The 20,214-nt window shown below is 39.0% G+C and carries 16 protein-coding genes; 14 read left to right on the forward strand and 2 right to left on the reverse strand.

Translation table 11 applies throughout. From position 1 onward, the window contains the following. Window positions 1-228: 228 nt before the first annotated feature. From glgB to FAR12_RS16490, 14 genes are all read left to right on the forward strand, one after another. Window positions 229-2,142 carry a 1,4-alpha-glucan branching protein GlgB gene (glgB, locus tag FAR12_RS16425; protein WP_126409898.1) on the forward strand — a complete coding sequence of 638 codons (1,914 nt, stop codon included), beginning with the start codon at window positions 229-231 and terminating at the stop codon, window positions 2,140-2,142. A 225-nt stretch (window positions 2,143-2,367) separates the two neighbouring features. Further along, window positions 2,368-3,657, forward strand: a complete 1,290-nt coding sequence (locus FAR12_RS16430) for a glucose-1-phosphate adenylyltransferase (RefSeq protein WP_126409899.1) — start codon at window positions 2,368-2,370, stop codon at window positions 3,655-3,657. Then, window positions 3,654-4,772, forward strand: coding sequence for a glucose-1-phosphate adenylyltransferase subunit GlgD (gene glgD / locus FAR12_RS16435; RefSeq protein WP_126409900.1), 1,119 nt, complete (start codon window positions 3,654-3,656; stop codon window positions 4,770-4,772). Before FAR12_RS16430 ends, glgD begins: the two co-directional genes overlap by 4 nt. 36 nt (window positions 4,773-4,808) lie before the next feature. Then, a complete protein-coding gene (locus FAR12_RS16440; RefSeq protein ID WP_126409901.1) occupies window positions 4,809-6,425 on the forward strand; it encodes a glycogen synthase in 1,617 nt (538 codons plus the stop codon). A 175-nt stretch (window positions 6,426-6,600) separates the two neighbouring features. After that, window positions 6,601-9,024 carry a glycogen/starch/alpha-glucan phosphorylase gene (locus FAR12_RS16445; RefSeq protein WP_126409902.1) on the forward strand — a complete coding sequence of 808 codons (2,424 nt, stop codon included), beginning with the start codon at window positions 6,601-6,603 and terminating at the stop codon, window positions 9,022-9,024. 12 nt (window positions 9,025-9,036) lie between these two features. Beyond that, window positions 9,037-10,884, forward strand: coding sequence for a glycoside hydrolase family 13 protein (locus tag FAR12_RS16450; RefSeq protein ID WP_126409903.1), 1,848 nt, complete (start codon window positions 9,037-9,039; stop codon window positions 10,882-10,884). A 260-nt stretch (window positions 10,885-11,144) separates the two neighbouring features. Next, the gene (locus FAR12_RS16455) at window positions 11,145-11,333 is read left to right on the forward strand and encodes a hypothetical protein (protein WP_126409904.1); all 189 of its coding nucleotides are present in this window, start codon (window positions 11,145-11,147) and stop codon (window positions 11,331-11,333) included. A 426-nt stretch (window positions 11,334-11,759) separates the two neighbouring features. Further along, entirely contained in the window at window positions 11,760-12,806 is a 1,047-nt protein-coding gene (desA, locus tag FAR12_RS16460; protein ID WP_126409905.1) for a Delta(5) desaturase DesA, read from the forward strand. 83 nt (window positions 12,807-12,889) lie between these two features. Continuing rightward, on the forward strand, window positions 12,890-14,026 hold the full coding sequence (locus FAR12_RS16465; protein WP_126409906.1) for a sensor histidine kinase: 1,137 nt from the start codon (window positions 12,890-12,892) through the stop codon (window positions 14,024-14,026). Continuing rightward, complete coding sequence (locus tag FAR12_RS16470) at window positions 14,019-14,618, forward strand: response regulator transcription factor (protein WP_126409907.1); 600 nt, start codon at window positions 14,019-14,021, stop codon at window positions 14,616-14,618. The genes FAR12_RS16465 and FAR12_RS16470 overlap by 8 nt, the downstream gene beginning before the upstream one ends. Window positions 14,619-14,692: 74 nt before the next feature. Next, complete coding sequence (locus FAR12_RS16475; RefSeq protein WP_126409908.1) at window positions 14,693-14,941, forward strand: hypothetical protein; 249 nt, start codon at window positions 14,693-14,695, stop codon at window positions 14,939-14,941. 216 nt (window positions 14,942-15,157) lie between these two features. Further along, entirely contained in the window at window positions 15,158-16,306 is a 1,149-nt protein-coding gene (locus FAR12_RS16480; RefSeq protein ID WP_126409909.1) for a thiolase family protein, read from the forward strand. Between the two features lie 67 nt (window positions 16,307-16,373). Then, window positions 16,374-17,144: a 3-hydroxyacyl-CoA dehydrogenase gene (locus tag FAR12_RS16485; protein ID WP_126409910.1), complete on the forward strand. Its 771-nt coding sequence runs from the start codon at window positions 16,374-16,376 to the stop codon at window positions 17,142-17,144. 110 nt (window positions 17,145-17,254) lie between these two features. Next, a complete protein-coding gene (locus FAR12_RS16490) occupies window positions 17,255-18,625 on the forward strand; it encodes an aldehyde dehydrogenase (RefSeq protein ID WP_126409911.1) in 1,371 nt (456 codons plus the stop codon). 13 nt (window positions 18,626-18,638) lie between these two features. Here the strand turns inward: FAR12_RS16490 and FAR12_RS16495 are convergent, their stop codons facing one another. Beyond that, the gene (locus FAR12_RS16495) at window positions 18,639-19,094 is read right to left on the reverse strand and encodes a CBO0543 family protein (protein WP_246010420.1); all 456 of its coding nucleotides are present in this window, start codon (window positions 19,092-19,094) and stop codon (window positions 18,639-18,641) included. Beyond that, window positions 19,021-20,160 carry a DUF2515 domain-containing protein gene (locus FAR12_RS16500; protein WP_126409912.1) on the reverse strand — a complete coding sequence of 380 codons (1,140 nt, stop codon included), beginning with the start codon at window positions 20,158-20,160 and terminating at the stop codon, window positions 19,021-19,023. The genes FAR12_RS16495 and FAR12_RS16500 overlap by 74 nt, the downstream gene beginning before the upstream one ends. Window positions 20,161-20,214 lie beyond the last annotated feature (54 nt).

Here is a 20,214-nt window from a genome sequence, read left to right on the forward strand (position 1 = left end):
TTTGTGCTTTTTTTGTTAGGAATATTGATTTCTTTGTAAGAATTTCTTACTGAATTTACAAAAAATTAATAGATCGATGTTAAAATAATATACATTATATGGAATAGCAGAGATGTTAGATTAATTTTATGTAAAAATTTAACAATTTCGTACAATTTGCTTATTCTATCTGTTATTTTTCTTTAATATACTCGGGTGATAAAAGTATTTGTAGAAGGGATGGATTAGATGCAGCAATATAAGGAGGATATGTCTGTAGCAAAATACTTGTTTCACCACGGGAAAAACTTCAGAGCGTATGATTATTTAGGTGCACATTTTTCTGAATATAAAGAAAAATACGGATATGTATTCAGAGTATGGGCGCCAAACGCACTTGCAGTTTCTATTGTTGGAGATTTTAATCATTGGGACCCCCAGTCACATCCAATGGTGAAAGAGACGAATGAGGGAATATGGGAGCTATTTGTGGAAGGGTTAGAAGAGTTTTCCTTGTACAAATATGCAGTGACGACGAATGACGGTCGGGTACTCTTTAAAGCTGATCCCTATGCAGTTTATAGTGAAACAAAGGAGAAAACGGCTTCTTATACGTATCGTTTTACTGGCAAATTCTCTTGGACTGACGAAGATTGGCAAAAGGTTAAAGAGAAGCAGAATATTTACGAGAGTCCTCTGAATATATATGAGGTACATTTAGGGTCCTGGAGAAAATCAGCTGACGACGGGTACTTGAACTATCGTACGATTGCGAATGAACTGATTCCATATGTGAAAAAGATGGGGTATACCCATGTTGAACTCTTGCCATTAGCTGAGCATCCGTTCGACGGATCTTGGGGCTATCAGGTTTGTGGATATTACAGTATAACCTCGCGATTTGGGAAACCTGAGGACTTCATGTATTTCGTTAATTTAGCTCACGAACATGGGATAGGTGTCATCATGGATTGGGTTCCTGCTCATTTTCCAAAGGATGCCCACGGATTATATGAATTCGATGGTCAGCCTTTGTATGAATACAAAGATCCATTAAAACAAGAGCATAAGCAGTGGGGGACGCGAATTTTTGACTTTGGCAGAAATGAAGTTCAGGCTTTCCTCATTTCAAATGCAATCTTTTTAATGGAGAAATATCATATTGATGGTCTCCGAGTGGATGCAGTTGCCTCGATGATTTATTTAAATTACAACAGAAAAAATGGAGAATGGAGGCCAAATGCTTATGGAGGCGAAGGCAATCTTGAAGCAATTAACTTTTTGAGAACATTGAATCATACCGTACTAACTAATTTTCCTCATACTTTAATGATTGCGGAAGAATCGACCGCATGGCCAGGCGTGACGCTTCCTCCTTCCCATAACGGATTAGGCTTTAATTACAAATGGAATATGGGCTGGATGAATGATGTCTTATCATATATGGAAGTTGACCCCATTGCACGCCAGCATCATCATGGTAAACTTACTTTTCCAATTGTCTATGCTTGTGACGAAAACTTCATTTTACCGATTTCCCATGACGAGGTTGTTCATGGAAAACGCTCCTTGTTAGATAAAATGCCAGGGGACTACCACGACAAATTTGCAGGCGTCCGTAGCTTTCTCCTCTATATGCTTTGTCATCCTGGTAAAAAGCTTATGTTCATGGGTTGTGAAATCGGCCAATTCATTGAATGGAATTACAAAAAAGAGCTTGAATGGTTCCTCTTAAAATATGAATCTCATAAGAAATTACAAACATTTTTTAGTCATGCGAACCATTTTTATTTACAAAATCGTCCGCTATGGGAATTAGATTGCTCCCGTGATGGATTCAAATGGATTTGCCATTCAGACCATACAAGAAATATACTCTCCTTCCGACGAATCGATAAATCGCAAAATGAATTAGTAATTGTTGTGAACTTTTCTCCGGTCCTATGGGAGGATTATTATGTTGGGGTACCAGAGAAAGGCCAATATAAAGAAATATTCAATACGGATTTAAAGAAATTCGGTGGTTCAGGGATACGTAATCGCAAGCTACTGGGAACAACAGATGAACCGATGCATGAGCTCGACCAATACATTTCAATAACTTTACCACCTTTAACAACACTTGTGTTTCAACACATCGAGCAAAAGAGAGTGAGAATTTAAAGAAAGTATTCAAATTGAGTCTGTTTTCGTATAGATTGTTGTTAAAATCCTATTGCCGATTTTAACGTAGGAATAGTCAATTGGTGCATTCTAGCAAGATTGCAAGCTCTTTTCTCATTGATTTACGATTCAGTTATCACTGAAAACAAAAATTACTTCATTGATTTTTTGCTCCAAAAGCAACAAAGTTTGAGAAAAGAGCTTTAATTAAAGGGGGAGCGGACGATGTTTCGGAAGAAAAAATGTGTAGCGATGTTACTAGCAGGTGGTCAAGGGAGTAGATTGCACGTATTGACCAAGCAAATTGCAAAACCAGCTGTACACTTTGGAGGCAAGTACCGAATTATTGATTTCACCTTATCAAACTGCATCAATTCTGGTATTGATACTGTGGGTGTCTTAACTCAATATCAACCACTAGAATTAAATGATTATATTGATAATGGGGAGCCTTGGGACTTGGATCGGTCTCATGGAGGTGTTCACATCCTTCCGCCGTATCAACAAGTAAAAGGGGGAGACTGGTACAAAGGGACGGCAAATGCGATCTATCAAAATATGAATTTTATCGAACGTTACCAGCCTGAATATGTCATTATTCTTTCGGGTGATCATATCTATAAAATGGATTACAACAAAATGCTCGAGTACCATATCGAGAAGGATGCGGATTGCACGATTGCGGTCCTTTCGGTGCCGATGGAAGAAGCGAGCCGCTTTGGCATTATGAATACGTATGAGGACGGGAGAATTTACGAGTTTGAAGAGAAACCGAGTAATCCGAAGAGTAATAAAGCGTCGATGGGCGTGTATATTTTTAAAAAGGAAGCACTATTCCGCTACTTGATGGAAGATGAAGAAGATGAGAATTCCTCAAAAGATTTTGGTAAAAATGTCATTCCAGCCATGCTCTACTCAGGTGAAAAAATGTTTGCTTACCCATTTGAAGGCTATTGGAAAGACGTGGGAACACTCCAGTCATTATGGGAAGGAAATATGGATTTATTAGGGGAGCGCCCTAAGCTTGATTTAAATGATCATAAATGGAAAATCAGCTATCGTCACTATCCTGATCATCCTCATTTTATTGGGAACGATGCTTCTGTTACGAACAGCGTGATTGCTGAAGGATGCGAAATTCATGGTACCGTCATTAATTCTGTTCTCTTTAGTGGTGTAACAGTTGAAAAAGGGGCAGTCATTAAAGACAGTGTGGTCATGAGAAATACATTTGTGAGTGAAGGAGCGATCATTAATTACAGCATTGTGGACGTAGGTGTCTATGTAGGAAAGGATGCAAAGGTAGGCGAGGACCGCGGGAATGGGGGGCAGCTAACCGTATTAGGCAGCAACGTCAAAGTGAAGGATGGCACACAAATTTCTAGTGGAGAAATAATCGATAGCAATATGTATCTTAAATATATCGAAAAATCCCATTTAAAAGGGTTATTAAAGGTAATCAAATCGGATGATGTCATTTATTCCACTAGACAGGAAAGAGAGGCTATCGAATGAATGCACTAGGAATTGTATTTTCTAATATCAACGATAAACAAGTACCAGAAATCACAAAAAAACGTATTATGGCTTCCGTACCTTTTGGTGGAAGATATCGCCTTATCGACTTTGTCCTATCCAATATGACAAACTCTGGCATCAATAATATTGGCATTGTGACAAAAAGAAACTATCAGAATTTAATGGACCATATTGGCACCGGAAAGGCATGGGATTTAGCCAGAAAAAGAGGTGGCATTCGGCTATTACAATCCTTCCCTGACGATTCAGAGGAAGTAGTCCAAATTGATAATCGCTTAGAAACATTAAAAGGGATTATGTACTATTTGGATAAAGCGGATGAGAAGTATGTCGTTCTCTCAGATTGTGATATTGTTTGTAATATTTCCTACTCTGATATGTTAAAAAGCCATCAGGAAAACCATGCAGATGTGACAATTTTATATAAGAAGAATCAAGAAAATGCTACATGGAAAGAGAAAAGACCTGTTTTTAAGCTTGATAAAAATGAACGAATTTCAAAGATTGAAAGATCGACAAATATAAAAATTAGCGATGCCCTCTACTTAGGGACCATGATTGTGCAGAAGGAGTTCTTAAAAAAACATATTTCATTAGCCATTAATAAAGGATATACAAGAATTCTAGATTATTGGGCTGACCACACAGATCACTTCCTCGTAAAAGGCTACGAGTTTAAAGAGTATTTCGCTTACATTGATTCACTAGAAAGCTATTTAAAGAGTAATTTAGATTTATTAAAACTGTCTGTACGAGAGGACTTATTCCGGAAACCTTATCGTCCGATTTATACAAGTGTCAATGATTCAGCCCCAACGAAATACGGACCATCCGCTGTCGTTGAAAATTCGATTATTGCAGATGGATGTATCATCGATGGGACTGTGAAAAATTCGATTATTTTTCGCGGCGTGAAAATTAAGAAGTATGCAACTGTGAGCAATAGTATCGTTATGCAAGATTGTGAAATTGGGATCAATGCTACATTGAATCATATCGTCACCGACAAAAACGTTCAGATTGGTGAAAACCGAATGCTATGTGGGCATGAAACCCATCCATTTTATATCGAAAAAGGGAGTAGGATTTAGTGCAAATATAGTCATAATGAACGGAGATGAAAGCTGATGAGAAAACAAGTCATCCAACAACGGACGATCGCAGATAAAAAAGTAGAGCCAAGTGTTCCTTTAGAAATAAAAATTACCGGTAATCATTCATCAGATGAAAGTGAGTCTGCCTTCGAGGGACCAATTTTAATCAAAAAAGACCGGGTAATCATTCATGATGAAGCTGAAGCTAAGAGTAATGGTCGGAAAGTAAATATTCTGATAGCTGCTTCTGAAGGTGTTCCGTTTTTTGTAACGGGGGGCTTAGGAGAGGTAATCGGAGCTTTACCAAAAGCAATAATGAAAGATAGTAAAGAACGATTTGATGTGCGAGTAGTCTTACCTCTTTACGAATCTATTAGTCCACAAGAACGAAAAAAGATGCAATTCTTAGGGTATTTCCATGTAGAACTCGCTTGGAGGAAACAGTATTGTGGTGTCTTCCGCACAGAAAAAGATGGGATTATCTATTATTTTATCGATAATGAATTTTATTTTAAACGTGCGATTCCATATGGATATGATGATGACGGCGAACGATTTGCTTTTTTTAGCAAAGCTGTATTGGAAAGCATTCAGGTTATGGATTTCGAACCAAATATTATTCATTGTCATGATTGGCAAACAGCACTTATACCAGTATATCTTCACTACACCTATCACCACTTACATCTCAAATCACTCTTCACGATTCATAACATCGAATATCAAGGAAAAAATGACTTGCACATGCTAGAGGATATCATAGGTTTACCACCAGAAGCACGGGGCGTTTTGGAATATAACGGTTGCGTGAACTTAATGAAAGCTGCAATCGAATGTGCTTATCGTGTCAATACGGTGAGTCCTAATTATGCGATTGAATTAATGAATGATTACTTCGCGAAAGGATTAGCACGAATTATTCAAAGAAATGGGCAAAAGGTTAAAGGAATTTTAAATGGGATTGATATGGAGTTGTATAATCCTGAAACAGACCCATCTATTTTTGTGAATTACAATCAAGAGACGATAGATAAAAAGAAATTGAATAAAACCGAGCTGCAACGCCTTGTCAATTTACCAGTAGAGGAAAAGGTACCGCTCTTTGCTATCGTTAGCAGGCTCGTTACGCATAAAGGAATTGATATTGTTGCCGCCATGATGGAGAAATTGTTAAGTGAGAAAGTACAGGTCGTCATTTTAGGAATTGGCGAACGTAAATACGAGGACTACTTTAAATGGCTTCAGGACCAGTATCAAGGGAAAGTATCATCCCTTATTACCTTTAATCAAGATTTAGCGAGGAAAATTTACGCTGGAGCTGACTTTTTCCTCATGCCATCTAAAAGTGAACCATGCGGATTAGCACAAATGATTGCTTCAAGATATGGGACGGTTCCAATCGTTCATGCGGTTGGTGGCTTGCGTGATACGATTCACGATTGTTCGAAAGGCGAAGGCAATGGCTTTGTCTTTGATCAATATAATGGGAATGATCTCTTACATGCTATCTACAGAGGTTTAGAGACGTATAAAAACGAGCAAGATTGGAATGCATTGGTCGAATGGATCATGGGCATTGACTTTAGTTGGGGAAAATCAGCAAGAGAATATGAGAGACTCTATATGGAATTGGATAAAGTTCTTATTTAATTTTACGATTTCACCAAAAAAGTCAGTTTGGCCCTGTTCGCTTTTTCTCTTACCTTCGGACATTGTAAATCGATTCAGGCGACTGGATATAGATAGAGCAATTTGTATTGGGACGATTAAATGGACACGCATAGAGCCTTGAACTTTTTAGACAGATTTGACTGGAGGTATTTCCATGCAATCCACGTTAACAAAAAAACAATTAGGCGTACTTATTAAAAATAGATTGTCACGACATTATGGGATCTCGGCGGAGGAAGCTGACCGGAAGCAGATGTACAAAACATGTGCAAGAACGGTCGTCGAAATCCTTTCTGACAAAAGAACGAGATATTATCAGAAATTAAAAGACCAAGAGAAAAAGAAAGTGTACTATCTTTGCATGGAATTTTTAGTGGGGCGTTCGCTAAAAAACAACCTCTATAATTTAGGCTTAGAAAAGGAATTTCGAGATATTTTAAAGGAATGGAATTTTGACCTAGAAGAGCTTTACGAGGAAGAACCTGATGCAGGCTTAGGGAATGGAGGACTTGGTCGCTTAGCCTCGTGTTTCATGGATTCTCTCGCTACAATGGAATATCCTGCGATGGGGTATTCGATTTGTTATGAGTATGGACTTTTTAAACAAAAAATTGTTGATGGTTGGCAAATGGAGCTTCCGGACATATGGCTTCCTGGTGGTGACGTCTGGCTTAATCAACGAAACGACTTAGCTTTTCGTGTGAAATTTAATGGTCATGTCGAAGAAATTTGGACAAAGGATGGTCTGACGACAAATTACTCAGATTACGATGAAGTCGAAGCAGTCCCATACGATATGATGATTTCTGGAGCGGATTCTGAGGGAGTGGCAATCTTAAGGTTGTGGCGCGCTCGTGATGTGGATAAGTTCGATATGAAATCATTCGCTAAAGGCGACTATAACCGAGCGATGAATGAAAAAATGAATGCTGATCTTATTTGTAAGGTCTTGTATCCGTCTGATAACCATTTTGAAGGAAAAACATTACGCTTACGTCAACAATATTTTCTTGTGTCAGCATCAATACAGAACATCGTATCCGATCATCTTCAGCAGTTTGGAACTTTAGATAATTTTAGCGAAAAAGTTGCCATTCATATAAATGACACCCATCCTGCTCTATGTATTCCAGAGCTTATGCGCATTTTGTTGGATGATCATCTGTTTAGCTGGGATGATGCCTATAACATGGTGATGAATATGGTCAGCTATACGAATCATACTGTTTTATCAGAAGCACTTGAAACATGGCCAGAGGAGCTTATAAAGCAACAATTCCCGAGGATTTATGGGATCATTCAAGGACTGAATGAAGCGTATTGTCAAGAAATGTGGAATCGTTATCCAGGTGAGTGGGGAAAAATTGAACGGATGGCGATTATGAGCCATGGCCAAATCAGAATGGCTAATTTATGTATAATCGGCTCTTCCTCGGTAAACGGGGTTTCTAAGCTGCATTCTGATATTTTAAAGAGTCAGGTGTTTTCTGATTTTTATCAAGCATCTTCTGAAAAATTCACGAATGTTACGAATGGGATTGCTCATCGAAGATGGATTTGTCAGGCCAATCCCCGTTTAACGAGATTACTGGATGATTGTATTGGCCAAGAATATAAAAAGGATGGTCGAAAGCTTGCTGACTTCAGAAGGTATTCAGAGAACCGAAGTATCTTACGGCAATTAAGAGATATTAAACTAGCGAACAAGATTGATTTTTCAAACCTCATGGACAAGAAAGGAATTAGTATTGATCCCCATTCTATTTTTGATGTACAAGCGAAACGATTACATGAATATAAGAGACAATTGCTAAATGTCCTTAAAATCATTTCTTTGTATTTGGATTTAAAAGACGAACCTAACTTGAATATCCCCCCGCAAACCTTTTTATTTGCGGCAAAGGCAGCACCTGGCTATTATATGGCGAAAGAAGTCATACGGTTAATCTGGCATTTGAGTGCAGACATCGAAAAGGATCCTGTGTTGCGAGAAAAGATACGGGTAGTTTTTCTCGAAAATTATTGTGTGACGATGGCGGAAGCGTTAATGCCAGCAGCCGAAATTAGTGAACAAATCTCTCTTGCTGGAAAAGAGGCAAGTGGAACCGGGAATATGAAAATGATGGCGAATGGAGCCCTTACAATCGGTACGATGGACGGTGCGAATGTGGAGATTTTCGAAGCGGTCGGAAAAGATAACATCTTTATTTTTGGCATGAGTGCAGAAGATGTAGAGCGAAAATGGGCAGAAGGCTATGAGGCTTCTTCTTATTATCATAATAAGGAAAAGGTACATAGAGTCGTCGATAGTTTACGTCGAGGATTTAATGGTGAGTCATTTGACTCGATTTATCGTTACCTACTTGTTGGCGACTATGGTGTAGGGGATCCGTACATGTGCCTAGCTGATTTTGAAGATTATTTGAAGGTCCATCAGCAACTACTTGTTATTTACCAAGACCAGCATCAATGGAATAGGATGTCATTATTTAACATTGCTGGAGCAGAACGTTTTGCTGCTGACCGAAGTATTATGGAATACGCAAATAATATTTGGAACATTACACCTCTGCATTAAGGAGCTGTCAGTTTGGAAAATCGCATTTGTTCACGATTTGAGGGAGGAAATTTTCGCTACCCGTCCGGAGCAGTACCAACCCATTCTACACTCATTTTCGAAATAGAAGTTCCTCGTTTTTATGGAGTCAAAGAGGTTTCACTTGTCTTAATTAACGATCGCGATCATCAGTATCATCGCTTGAGGATGGGCTGGAAAGGAATCGACAACGGACGGGACCTATATGAGTTAGGTATTGAGCTAGGCGAAGCAGGATTGAATTGGTATTACTTTCAATTGGACTCATTAACTGAGGTTAAGTATGTAGGGATTAATGAAGGGGACAGCATCATCTCTGAACACGAGCCGTCTTCCTGGCAATTAACTGTCTATGATGAGAAATTTACAACACCTGACTGGATTAAGGGTGGTATTTTCTATCATATCTTTGTTGACCGGTTTGCCCGGATTGGGAAAACTGTTGTAAAGGATGACATCGTTTTTCGTGATGACTGGGGTGGGCTTCCAACCTACAAACCTAATGAAGAAGGAGAAGTGCTCAATAATGATTTCTTTGGCGGCAATTTAAAAGGAATCATTGGAAAATTAGATTATATTCATTCTCTAGGCGTTACTTGTATCTATTTGAGCCCTATTTTTGAGGCGTATTCAAACCATAAATACGATACAGGTGATTTTACGAAAATCGACCCGATGTTTGGGACGTTGTCTGACTTTCGTAAGCTTTGCAAGGAAGCAAAAAGACGAGGAATCCGAGTTATTATGGATGGGGTCTTTAATCACGTCGGTTCAGATAGTGTTTATTTTAATAAAAATGGAACGTATCAAGAAATTGGGGCTTATCAATCGAAAGCTTCCCCCTACTATTCTTGGTTTAAGTTTATTGATTACCCTGATAAATATGAAAGTTGGTGGGGAATTCAGACTTTGCCATCAGTAAATGAGGAAGAGCCCACTTATGTTGAATTTATTACAGGTGAAAATGGAATTACGAAAAAATGGCTAGAAGAAGGTGCATCAGGGTGGAGACTGGATGTTGTTGATGAATTGCCAGATCCCTTCATTGAAAAAATTCGACAGGCGATAAAATCCTCACAACCAGAGTCCTTATTAATTGGAGAGGTATGGGAGGACGCCTCCAATAAAATAGCCTATGGACATCGGAAAAAGTATCTCTTAGGTAAGCAATTGGACAGTGTGATGAACTATCCCTTTATGAATGGCATTATCGAATTTGTGCGTAATGGGAATGCGGAGCAACTGGATTCCGTCGTAACAAGTATTTTACAGAATTACCCTTCAAGTGTCGTTCATTGTCTGATGAATATGTTAGGTACCCATGATACCCAACGAATCTTAACGGCTCTTGGAGGTAAAGACTTAAGCCATGCACCGAAAGAAGAGCAAGCGGATACATGTATGACAAAGAAGGAAAGACAGGACGCGATTCAGTTACTAAAAATGGCATCTCTTCTGCAAATGACCTTGCCAGGTGTACCATGTATCTATTATGGGGATGAAGCCGGAATGGAAGGATATAATGATCCTTTTAACCGAAGATGTTACCCTTGGGGTCAGGAAGAGAGTGAACTTGTAAAGTGGTATCAAAGATTAGGTGCCATTCGGAAGAAATGGTCGGTTTTTAAAGATGGAGAATATAAAACGATTTATGGAAAGGAAGGTATCTTTCTTTTTCAACGGACGGATGGCAAAGAAAAAATTGTCGTTGGTGTGAATCGTTCAGAAGAGCCTTTCCGATTTGAAGTGGAGAATGAGTATGTGGATCTTTTTGGAGTGGACACTGTAATAGATCAATACATTCTTGAACCGAATAAAGTTTGTTTTTTAGGAATACGTTAAGAATTCTTCGATTCTTGGTTATTAAGGAGAAAGATTCAAAATAGCATATGAAATTTAAGATCAAATCAAATATTGATTTGGTCTTAAATTTTGTTTGTTTTCAAGAGAATGGATTTAAAATAACAAATTGAAAACTAATTAATAACTTTTGGCACGGTGAAAATTGGATTGTCAATTAGGTCTATTAACAATATTGACGAGCTTATTTTATGCTAAGCTAGATATATAGATGAATAGGTTTTGGGAGGATGTGGTTTTCTTTGATAGCATTTGTATTTATAAGTGTCTATTTTATACCTGTATTAGCGATTGTTTTTTGTCTAAATCTTGTAGAAGTTTTAAAGAAAATTAAAAATGACCAAGCTACCGGGAAAAATACATTTTGGCTAACATTGTCTTTTATGCTGATAGTATGGAGTATTGCAGTGACAGCAGCCTTAGGTTCATAAAATGCATAGCAAAATATTTACTGCCATGAATGTAAAAATGCTGGCAACTTGGATTTGGAAACCTGCTAAAGTGGGCCAAACTAGTTGAATGGAGTGGAGGGTGCTTGACTCCTGGGGGATTTGCAGGACAGGTGAGATCCCGCAGGAGCGAAGCACCGAGGAAACTCACCGCCTGCCCCCCGGAAAGCAAGTGCCCGGAGCGGAAATTAACGGATTTTAACCGCAATCCCTTACAAAAATGACAAAAGAGACCGAGCGGGTGAAATGCCTTTTGTCGACAATCTAATGCTTTGAATCAATGTCGGAGCATTTTTTTCTTTTAAGAGTATGACATTTATCATGTATAGCATGTGACAACTATGTCTACCATAATTTATAGCCTTTGTTATGATAAGAAAAAAACGAATGACGAAGGGATGCTAATACATGATCAACCAAAAGCAAAAACAGCTTCGTAAAGAGATGGCCCCTTATGAGAAATCAGCCACTAGAAAAAGTATTTTACAGCTTATAAACACTTTTGTCCCATTTGTACTACTATGGGTACTTGCTTATCAAAGTATAAACATTTCATATGTTCTTACAGTACTCTTAGCGATTGTTGCGGGTGGATTTTTAGTCCGAATATTTATCATTTTTCATGATTGTTGTCATTACTCATTTTTCAAAAAGCGGAAAGCGAATGATATCCTTGGAACGATTACAGGGATCCTAACATTGTTTCCTTATCGCCAGTGGCAGCATGACCATTCCGTCCATCACGCAACAAGCTCGAATTTGGATAAACGGGGAACAGGTGATATCTGGATGTTAACCGTGGATGAGTACTTAGAGGCTTCAAAAATGACAAGACTGAAGTACCGCTTATATCGAAATCCGTTTATTATGTTTGTTCTTGGACCAATATATCAATTCCTAATCCGTAATCGTTTCAATCGTAAAGGTGCACGTAAAAAAGAGCGAATGAGTACTTATTTGACCAATGTAGTAATCGTAGCTCTAGTTGTTTTACTAGGCTTAACGATTGGTTGGATTCCTTTCTTAGTCATACAAGGTACGATTTTTATGGTTTCAGGAGCATCTGGAATTTGGTTATTTTATGTTCAACATACATTTGAGGATTCGTACTTTGAAGAGGATGAGCATTGGGAGTATGTTCGGGCAGCGGTAGAAGGAAGCTCCTTTTATAAATTGCCAAAAATCCTTCAATGGATAACTGGAAACATCGGTTACCATCATGTTCACCATTTGAGTCCAAGGATTCCTAATTATCAGCTTGCAGAGGCACACGAAAACACCTTTCCATTACAGCAAGTACCGACTGTAACCCTTGGAACAAGTATCGCATCTCTGAAATTTCATTTATGGGATGAAGAGAAAAAGAATTTTGTCGGTTTCAGAACGATCAAGAAAAAAATAGCTCAAGAAAGAGCGAAGAAATCAAAAGTAGGTAGACCCGTGAAATCTTCATAATGGAAAAAAGCCGTTTCTTAACTTAGAACGGCTTTTTTATGCTAAAATTGCGAAAAAGACAACAACTATAAAGGATACAAAATATGAACATTAAAAAACAAAAACTTATGCAAAAGTTCTCTGGTATATCGCCATATATATGGGCCCTGTTAAGTATCCTTCCATTTTACTTTATCTTTCAGTCCTCTTCGACAATGGAAATGGTAACAGGGATCATATTAACTGCTATCTTTTTTGTCGTCTACAGATTTGCTTTTATTTCAAATAGATGGTCGGTTTATTTATGGTTTATCATTTTGATTAGCATTTCAATGACGATGGCAATTCTCTTCGATTATATCTATTTCGCCTTTTATATTGCCTATTATAATGGGAATATCAAAAAAAAGGCGGCATTCATTACTTTGTATGTCGTTCATTTAGTTTGTACAACGGCGGCCATCAACTATAACTTTGTCATGCAGAAGGACTTGTTTATTGAACAGATTCCCTTTGTGATCGTTATTTGGATAAGTGTCATACTCCTTCCATTTAACCTTTATAATAAGAAAAGACAAGGAATTTTAGAGGAAAAACTAGAGGATGCTAACAAAAGAATTTCGGAGCTAGTTAAGCAAGAAGAACGACAAAGAATTGCTCGCGACTTGCATGATACATTGGGACAGCGACTGTCTTTAATTGGACTTAAAACGGATTTAGCGCAAAAATTAATATATAAGGATCCTGAACAGGCTAAAAATGAATTAAAGGACGTTCAGCAAACAGCAAGGACAGCTTTAAACGAGGTTCGTAAAATGGTTTCCTCCATGAGAGGAATACGTTTAAAGGACGAATTAGTCCATGTGAAACAGCTACTCAGGGCTGCTCAAATCGAACTCATCGTCGACCAGAAAGAGCCGTTTGCAAATGTTTCCTTGTTTTTAGAAAATATTTTAAGCATGTGTTTGAAAGAAATCGTTACGAATGTTGTTAAGCATAGCAAAGCAAGCACCTGCAAAATCAGCATTGAGCAATCTTTGAATGAAATTTCCGTTACAGTGAGTGATAACGGCATCGGTTTAAAAGAAGCTGATGTAGGGAAAGGTAGCGGTTTACTCGGGATAAGGGAGAGGCTTGAGTTTGTGAACGGAACGTTTGAAATCGTTGCAGGTGATGGGACAACGATCGTCATGAAAGTACCGAACGTGATGAAACGGAATGGAGGTGAGCTAGTTGATTAGAATTGTCATTGCTGAAGATCAACGTATGCTACTTGGTGCCTTAGGCTCTCTACTTAGTTTAGAGCACGACATGGAAGTGGTAGGAAAAGCATCCAATGGTGAGGAAGCGATAGCACTAGTTCATGAGCTTAAGCCCGATATATGTATTATGGACATTGAGATGCCAGGAAAAAGCGGTTTAGATGCTGCTGAGGAATTAAAGGGTCAAGGATGTGAGGTTGTTATTCTCACGACTTTTTCTCGAACCGGTTATTTTCAACGAGCATTAAAAGCTGGTGTAAAAGGGTATTTATTAAAAGATAGCCCGAGCGAGGAACTTGCGAATTCAATTCGAAACGTGATGTCAGGCAGAAGGGTGTATGCACCTGAATTAATGGATGACATGTATGCTGAAGATAACCCACTAACTGATCGAGAACTAGAAGTGCTCGAACTCGTCGCTGATGGTAGAAATACGAAGGAAATTGCAGAAGAGCTTAGTATTAAAACAGGTACGGTTCGGAATTATATTTCGACCATCCTAGACAAATTAGGTGTTACAAATCGGATAGAAGCAATTACCCACTTCAAAGAAAAAGGCTGGTTTAAATAACTGGAAATTTTATGTATGATAAATCCCATTTAATGGCATACTACTCGGAAGAAACGATAAAAGGAGTTTATGCCATGACAATAGAAATTGGAACAAAGTATCAGATTTCAAAAGAAATCAAAAGTATTTATAACTCAGCCGATACGTTAACGGTCACGAGACTGAACGGGGGAACCGTTCAATTTACTTTAGGTGATGGAAAGGGACATGGTTCCATGCCACTGCAGCATTTAGAGTATTTACTAAAACGAACTGAGCTAACCGAGGTAACGAATAAGAGAATGCTGTTAAAATCTGAGCAATCAGAAAAGGATATTGTATAGGCGATATGTTGTTTTAAGAAAAGAGGCTCCGAACTAATCGGAGTCTTTTTTACTCCTTGTTTAATTAACAGAAAATTTTTATAAAACATGTTATAATAGATGAAGATATTGCCATTTTATTATTTTTACATAGGAGGTTGAAAGCGTTAACAAAACTATGTTTCGTTTAAAAATAGTAAATGTACAGATTACTAGGATTAAAGGGAGGCAAACACGATGAGAGAAGTTGTGATAGTTGAGGCAGTGAGAACACCGGTTGGAAAGAGAAAAGGATTATTGAGCAATGAGCGACCTGATGAGCTTGCAGCAAAGACATTGAAAGAACTTGTTAAACGCGCGGGCATTTCTCCAGAGCTTGTTGAGGATGTTATTTTGGGCTGTGTAGCCCAAGTTGAGGAACAAGGAGTGAACATCGCCCGTACTGCCGCTTTAATGGCTGGGTTTCCGATTGAGGTACCAGGTACTACAATCGATCGCCAATGTGGTTCTGGACAACAAGCGGTACATTTTGCCTCACAAGCGATTTTAAGTGGCGATATGGATATCGTCATTGCTGGTGGTGTGGAAAGCATGACGCGAGTTCCGATGGGCTCCACACGAAAAAATTCAAGCTGGAGTGAAGTGTTGACTTCTCGCTATGAGATGATTCACCAAGGCTTGTCTGCTGAGCGAATTGCTGAAAAATGGGAACTGACGAGACAAGAGCTTGATGAGTTCTCATTAGAAAGTCATCGCAGAGCTATTAAAGCTCAAGAGGAGGGCCGTTTTGATCGGGAGATCATGCCATTAGAAGTAACACTAGAGGACGGAACGAAAACGGTCGTTACGCAGGATGAAGGTCCAAGAAGAGGAACATCATTAGAAAAGCTTGCAACACTTAAACCTGCTTTTACTGAGGATGGAAAAATTCATGCAGGAAATGCTAGTCAAATGAGTGATGGTGCTGCTGCTATTTTATTAATGTCGCGAGAGAAGGCAGAAGAGCTTGGACTTAAACCTAGATTTAGAGTGGTTGCGCGAACCGTTGTTGGCTCTGACCCAACGTTAATGCTTACGGGCCCAATCGAAGCTACGAAACGTGTGTTAAAAAGAGCCGGGCTTACGATTAGTGACATGGATACCTATGAGGTGAATGAAGCCTTCGCACCGGTTCCGATGGTGTGGCAAAGAGAATTAGAGGCTGACCTTGAAAAGCTCAATCCGAATGGTGGAGCGATCGCATTAGGACATCCGCTCGGTGCAAGTGGAGCTCGTGTGATGATTACGATGATGAGCGAGCTTGAGCGAAGCGGTGGTCGCTATGGACTTCAAGCCATTTGCGAAGGTGGCGGAATGGCGAACGCAACGATTATTGAGAGAATATAATTCTAGTAAAATAGTTCATGGCCCATCATATATTGATGGGCCATGAGCTACGGGAGGAGGATGTGTAATGGATATACAGAATTCGGTTGCGATCGTGACAGGGGGAGCATCTGGACTTGGAGAAGCAACAGTTACTCGCATTGTGGAAAAGGGTGGTTTCGCGACCATTGTAGATTTATCAGAGGAAAAAGCAGCCGCACTAGTGGAAAAGCTAGGCTCTGACCGAGTCCACTTTGTTAAAACAAATGTGACGAGTGAAGAGGAAGTTAAGGTTGCGATTAATCAAACGATTGAAAAGTTTGGGGCTGTTCATGTGTTAGTTAATTGTGCGGGAATTGGACTTGCTGAACGTGTCGTTGGCAAAGAAAAACCACATGATCTAGATAGATTCGCAAAGGTTATCCAGGTGAATTTGATTGGGACATTTAATGTTATTCGATTGGTTGCTGAAAAGATGATTGCAAACACACCAAATGCTGAAGGTGAACGAGGTGTCATTATTAATACAGCTTCTGCAGCAGCATACGAAGGACAAATTGGACAAGCTGCATACAGTGCCTCTAAGGGCGGAATTGTTGGAATGACACTGCCAATAGCACGTGAATTAGCCAAATACGGCATCCGAAATATGACGATTGCACCTGGGCTCATTGATACACCGTTGTTTGCCGGACTCCCTGATACAGCCCGGCAAGCTCTAGGAGCCATGGTTCCGTTCCCATCAAGGCTAGGGTATCCTTCTGAGTATGCCATGCTTGCTACAAGTATTATTGAAAATCCGATGCTAAATGGGGAAACAATACGCCTTGACGGAGCGATTAGAATGCAACCGAAATAATGAGGTACACTTATACTACCTTTCGAATAATTGTTCGAAATGATTGTAATTGATTGCAACTTTTTCAACATAGAATTATGATCAAGACAAAATCATTTTAGGAGAGTCATATGGAGAGCTACGGATTATTAGTTTCGAAACAAAGAGATTTTTTTCATACAGATCGGACAAAAGAGATTTCGTTTAGAATTCAAGCACTTGAAACGCTCCGCAAAGCGATAAAGGAACGAGAGCAAGAGTTCATTGAGAGCTTGAAGCAAGATTTAAATAAATCGGAATTTGATGCTTATTCAACGGAAATAGGCATTGTATTAGAAGAGATTCGTTTTACTTTAAAGCATCTTTCTAAATGGGCGAAGCCAAGAAGAGTGAAAACACCTGTGACCCACATTGGTTCGAAAAGCTATATTTATCCGGAGCCATACGGCGTCACCCTAATAATTGCTCCATGGAATTATCCGTTCCAATTAGCGATTGCCCCATTGATCGGTGCGATTGCAGCGGGAAATTGTGCTGTATTAAAACCTTCAGAACTGACGCCAAAGACCTCACATGTGATGGCAAAACTCATCAAAGAGAATTTCCCTGAAGAGTTCATCAAGGTCATTGAAGGTGGGGTCGAGACAAGCGAAGCCCTTTTAAAAGAGAAATTTGATTACATCTTTTTTACAGGTAGTGTACCCGTTGGGAAAATTATTATGGAAGCGGCCTCTAAGCACTTAACGCCAGTTACATTAGAGTTAGGCGGGAAAAGTCCATGTATCGTTCATGAAGGCGCCAATGTAAAGATTGCGGCGAAAAGAATTGCTTGGGGCAAGTTTATGAATGCTGGTCAAACGTGTATTGCACCAGATTACTTGTTTGTCCACCAAAGTATTAAGGAAGAATTTTTGTCACAGTTAAAAGTAGCGGTTGCAGAACTCTATGGAGATGCTCCATTAGAGAATGAAAATTTTACGAAGATTGTCAGCGAAAGACATTTTAACCGTCTTCAAAGCTTTTTGAAAAATGGCACGGTATTTATAGGTGGAGAAACTCTCCCTGAACAGTTAAAGATGGTGCCAACGGTATTAACTGATATTTCATGGGATGATGCAATCATGGAGGACGAAATATTTGGTCCAATTCTACCTGTTCTTGAATACGACGATTTGGCTGGGATTATCGATGAAATTAATAACCATCCAAAACCACTGGCACTGTATTTGTTTACTGAAAGTGAGACTGTACAGTCTTACGTATTAAATCGCGTCTCGTTTGGTGGAGGATGTATTAATGACACTGTTTATCACATTACGAGTCCGTATTTACCATTTGGTGGTGTGGGGAGCAGTGGTACTGGCGCCTATCATGGAAAAGGAAGCTTTGATACGTTTTCCCATGAGAAAAGTGTCTTAAAGCAAACGACACTATTTGATATCCCGTTACGTTATCCTAATTTCAAAGATGGCCTAAAGTATATCAAGCTGTTCTTCAAGTAAATTGTAAGTCTCTCTAGTTTTTAGGGAGACTTTTTTTCATCCATTGATATAAAGAATAGACGAGCCAGAGAAATGCGCTATAACCGAAGAAGGAATAGAAATGCTTCCAAGATGTGCTATGAATAAACAATCCAAGATCCTCTGCAACCCTTTCAAGGACTGACGCTAATAAGCCAATTAGTACGATGAAGAGGAAAGTGTTCCTTTCAGTTAGCTTGTCACAAATATAGAGATAGAGAAGCACACCGAGTGGCAGAACAATTAACGTAAATGCGATATTTACTGAAAATATGGTAGGAAAAGGCCTGTATGGAAAAGAATAGAGCTCTTTTCCGACAAAAAATAAGTCTAAATACGTTCCAATGAGTGAGGCCAATAGCACGACTGGTAAAGCGTTAATCCAAAATTGATACGGCCTTTTTTGCGATGGCAGCGAGTTCGAGTCGTTCGAGTGTTTTACAGTATTCATTTCTAATCTCCCCGTCTACGTCTTCTTTTGTTTCCAACAAATAATAGATGACTTTCCAGTTTTTAAACCAATCTCCAACTTCTGCAGATGTTTGTTTTCTATTTTTCCACGCTGTTGTGAGCTGAGGGCTATAGAGCCGTTGTGACCCTGGAAGCAATTCGCAATCTTTGAATCTTCGTTTCCACACGGTACCAGGTAATGCTTCCTCCACATCATTGAAAACGTCAGGCCAATAATCCTTTCTCGAACCAGTATGTGGAGTTGTAACAGCCCATTGTAAAATCCTCTCCTTACGTGCTTCATCTCCGAATAAAATTTGATATAGGCGTTTTCCAAGCATAATCCGTTCATGTAGCCTTTCAAATTGGTGAAGCGTTTCTCCTACTAAACTAATATGTTTCTCTGTTCTATATGGAAAGAGAATATGATTCATTGAAAGAATGTCCTGAAGTAGAAATTCCATCGAATCAAAAACTTCTTTTTTAAAAGTTGGGTGACGAACTACACGTTTTTCTAAGTAGCTTTGTTCATTAATGACAAGAGCAATAGCTAATAGATAAGTATCGTGGTGTTTCCAAAATTCATTCCAAATTGTCTCCATGAAGACGGATACTTGAAAAAACGGCAATAGGTGAAAGAGATTATGCCCCTTTTTTATGCTTTCTTCATAGAGGAGAAATTGGGGATAGGCATCTTGAAAGATTAGCCAATTTCCTCTTTCTAGGAAGGCAAAAAAGCTTTCGCGCTCCTTTTTTGAGAGTAATCTAGATAAGAGTCCGCCTTTTAAATCCGTCATATTCCAGCCGCCGTTACGAGAAACCATATGCCCCAAAAAGGCCCAATGAATTTCAGGGTGCTTAACATAAAAATCTAAGTAAGCTTTTGTTCGAGTTACGTTGTTTTTATTTAGTTCAATCGTCCGCTGTTGAATACTTTCGATTAATCTTTTCTCGTCTAGACTTAAAGGCCTGTCTAGCCAATTCTTGCGGTTCTTATTTTTCAATTCATTTTTAATGATTGCTAAAGATATCGGTAAGGCTGTTGTTTTTTTGTTGAATTTGCACAAGCGCTCACGCCTCCTTAGGCGAATGCTTTACAGAAATAGTGAATATGTATGTAA

Origin of the sequence: Bacillus yapensis, assembly GCF_005280205.1 — a bacterium.
In the GTDB taxonomy this organism is placed as follows: Bacteria; Bacillota; Bacilli; order Bacillales; family Cytobacillaceae; genus Robertmurraya; species Robertmurraya yapensis.

Coding starts and splice junctions, on each gene's coding strand:
- glgB (WP_126409898.1), top strand. CDS start 229: ATGCAGCAATATAAGGAGGATATGTCTGTAGCAAAATACTTGTTTCAC.
- FAR12_RS16430 (WP_126409899.1), top strand. CDS start 2,368: ATGTTTCGGAAGAAAAAATGTGTAGCGATGTTACTAGCAGGTGGTCAA.
- glgD (WP_126409900.1), top strand. CDS start 3,654: ATGAATGCACTAGGAATTGTATTTTCTAATATCAACGATAAACAAGTA.
- FAR12_RS16440 (WP_126409901.1), top strand. CDS start 4,809: ATGAGAAAACAAGTCATCCAACAACGGACGATCGCAGATAAAAAAGTA.
- FAR12_RS16445 (WP_126409902.1), top strand. CDS start 6,601: ATGCAATCCACGTTAACAAAAAAACAATTAGGCGTACTTATTAAAAAT.
- desA (WP_126409905.1), top strand. CDS start 11,760: ATGATCAACCAAAAGCAAAAACAGCTTCGTAAAGAGATGGCCCCTTAT.
- FAR12_RS16465 (WP_126409906.1), top strand. CDS start 12,890: ATGAACATTAAAAAACAAAAACTTATGCAAAAGTTCTCTGGTATATCG.
- FAR12_RS16475 (WP_126409908.1), top strand. CDS start 14,693: ATGACAATAGAAATTGGAACAAAGTATCAGATTTCAAAAGAAATCAAA.
- FAR12_RS16480 (WP_126409909.1), top strand. CDS start 15,158: ATGAGAGAAGTTGTGATAGTTGAGGCAGTGAGAACACCGGTTGGAAAG.
- FAR12_RS16485 (WP_126409910.1), top strand. CDS start 16,374: ATGGATATACAGAATTCGGTTGCGATCGTGACAGGGGGAGCATCTGGA.
- FAR12_RS16490 (WP_126409911.1), top strand. CDS start 17,255: ATGGAGAGCTACGGATTATTAGTTTCGAAACAAAGAGATTTTTTTCAT.
- FAR12_RS16495 (WP_246010420.1), bottom strand. CDS start 19,094: ATGAATACTGTAAAACACTCGAACGACTCGAACTCGCTGCCATCGCAA.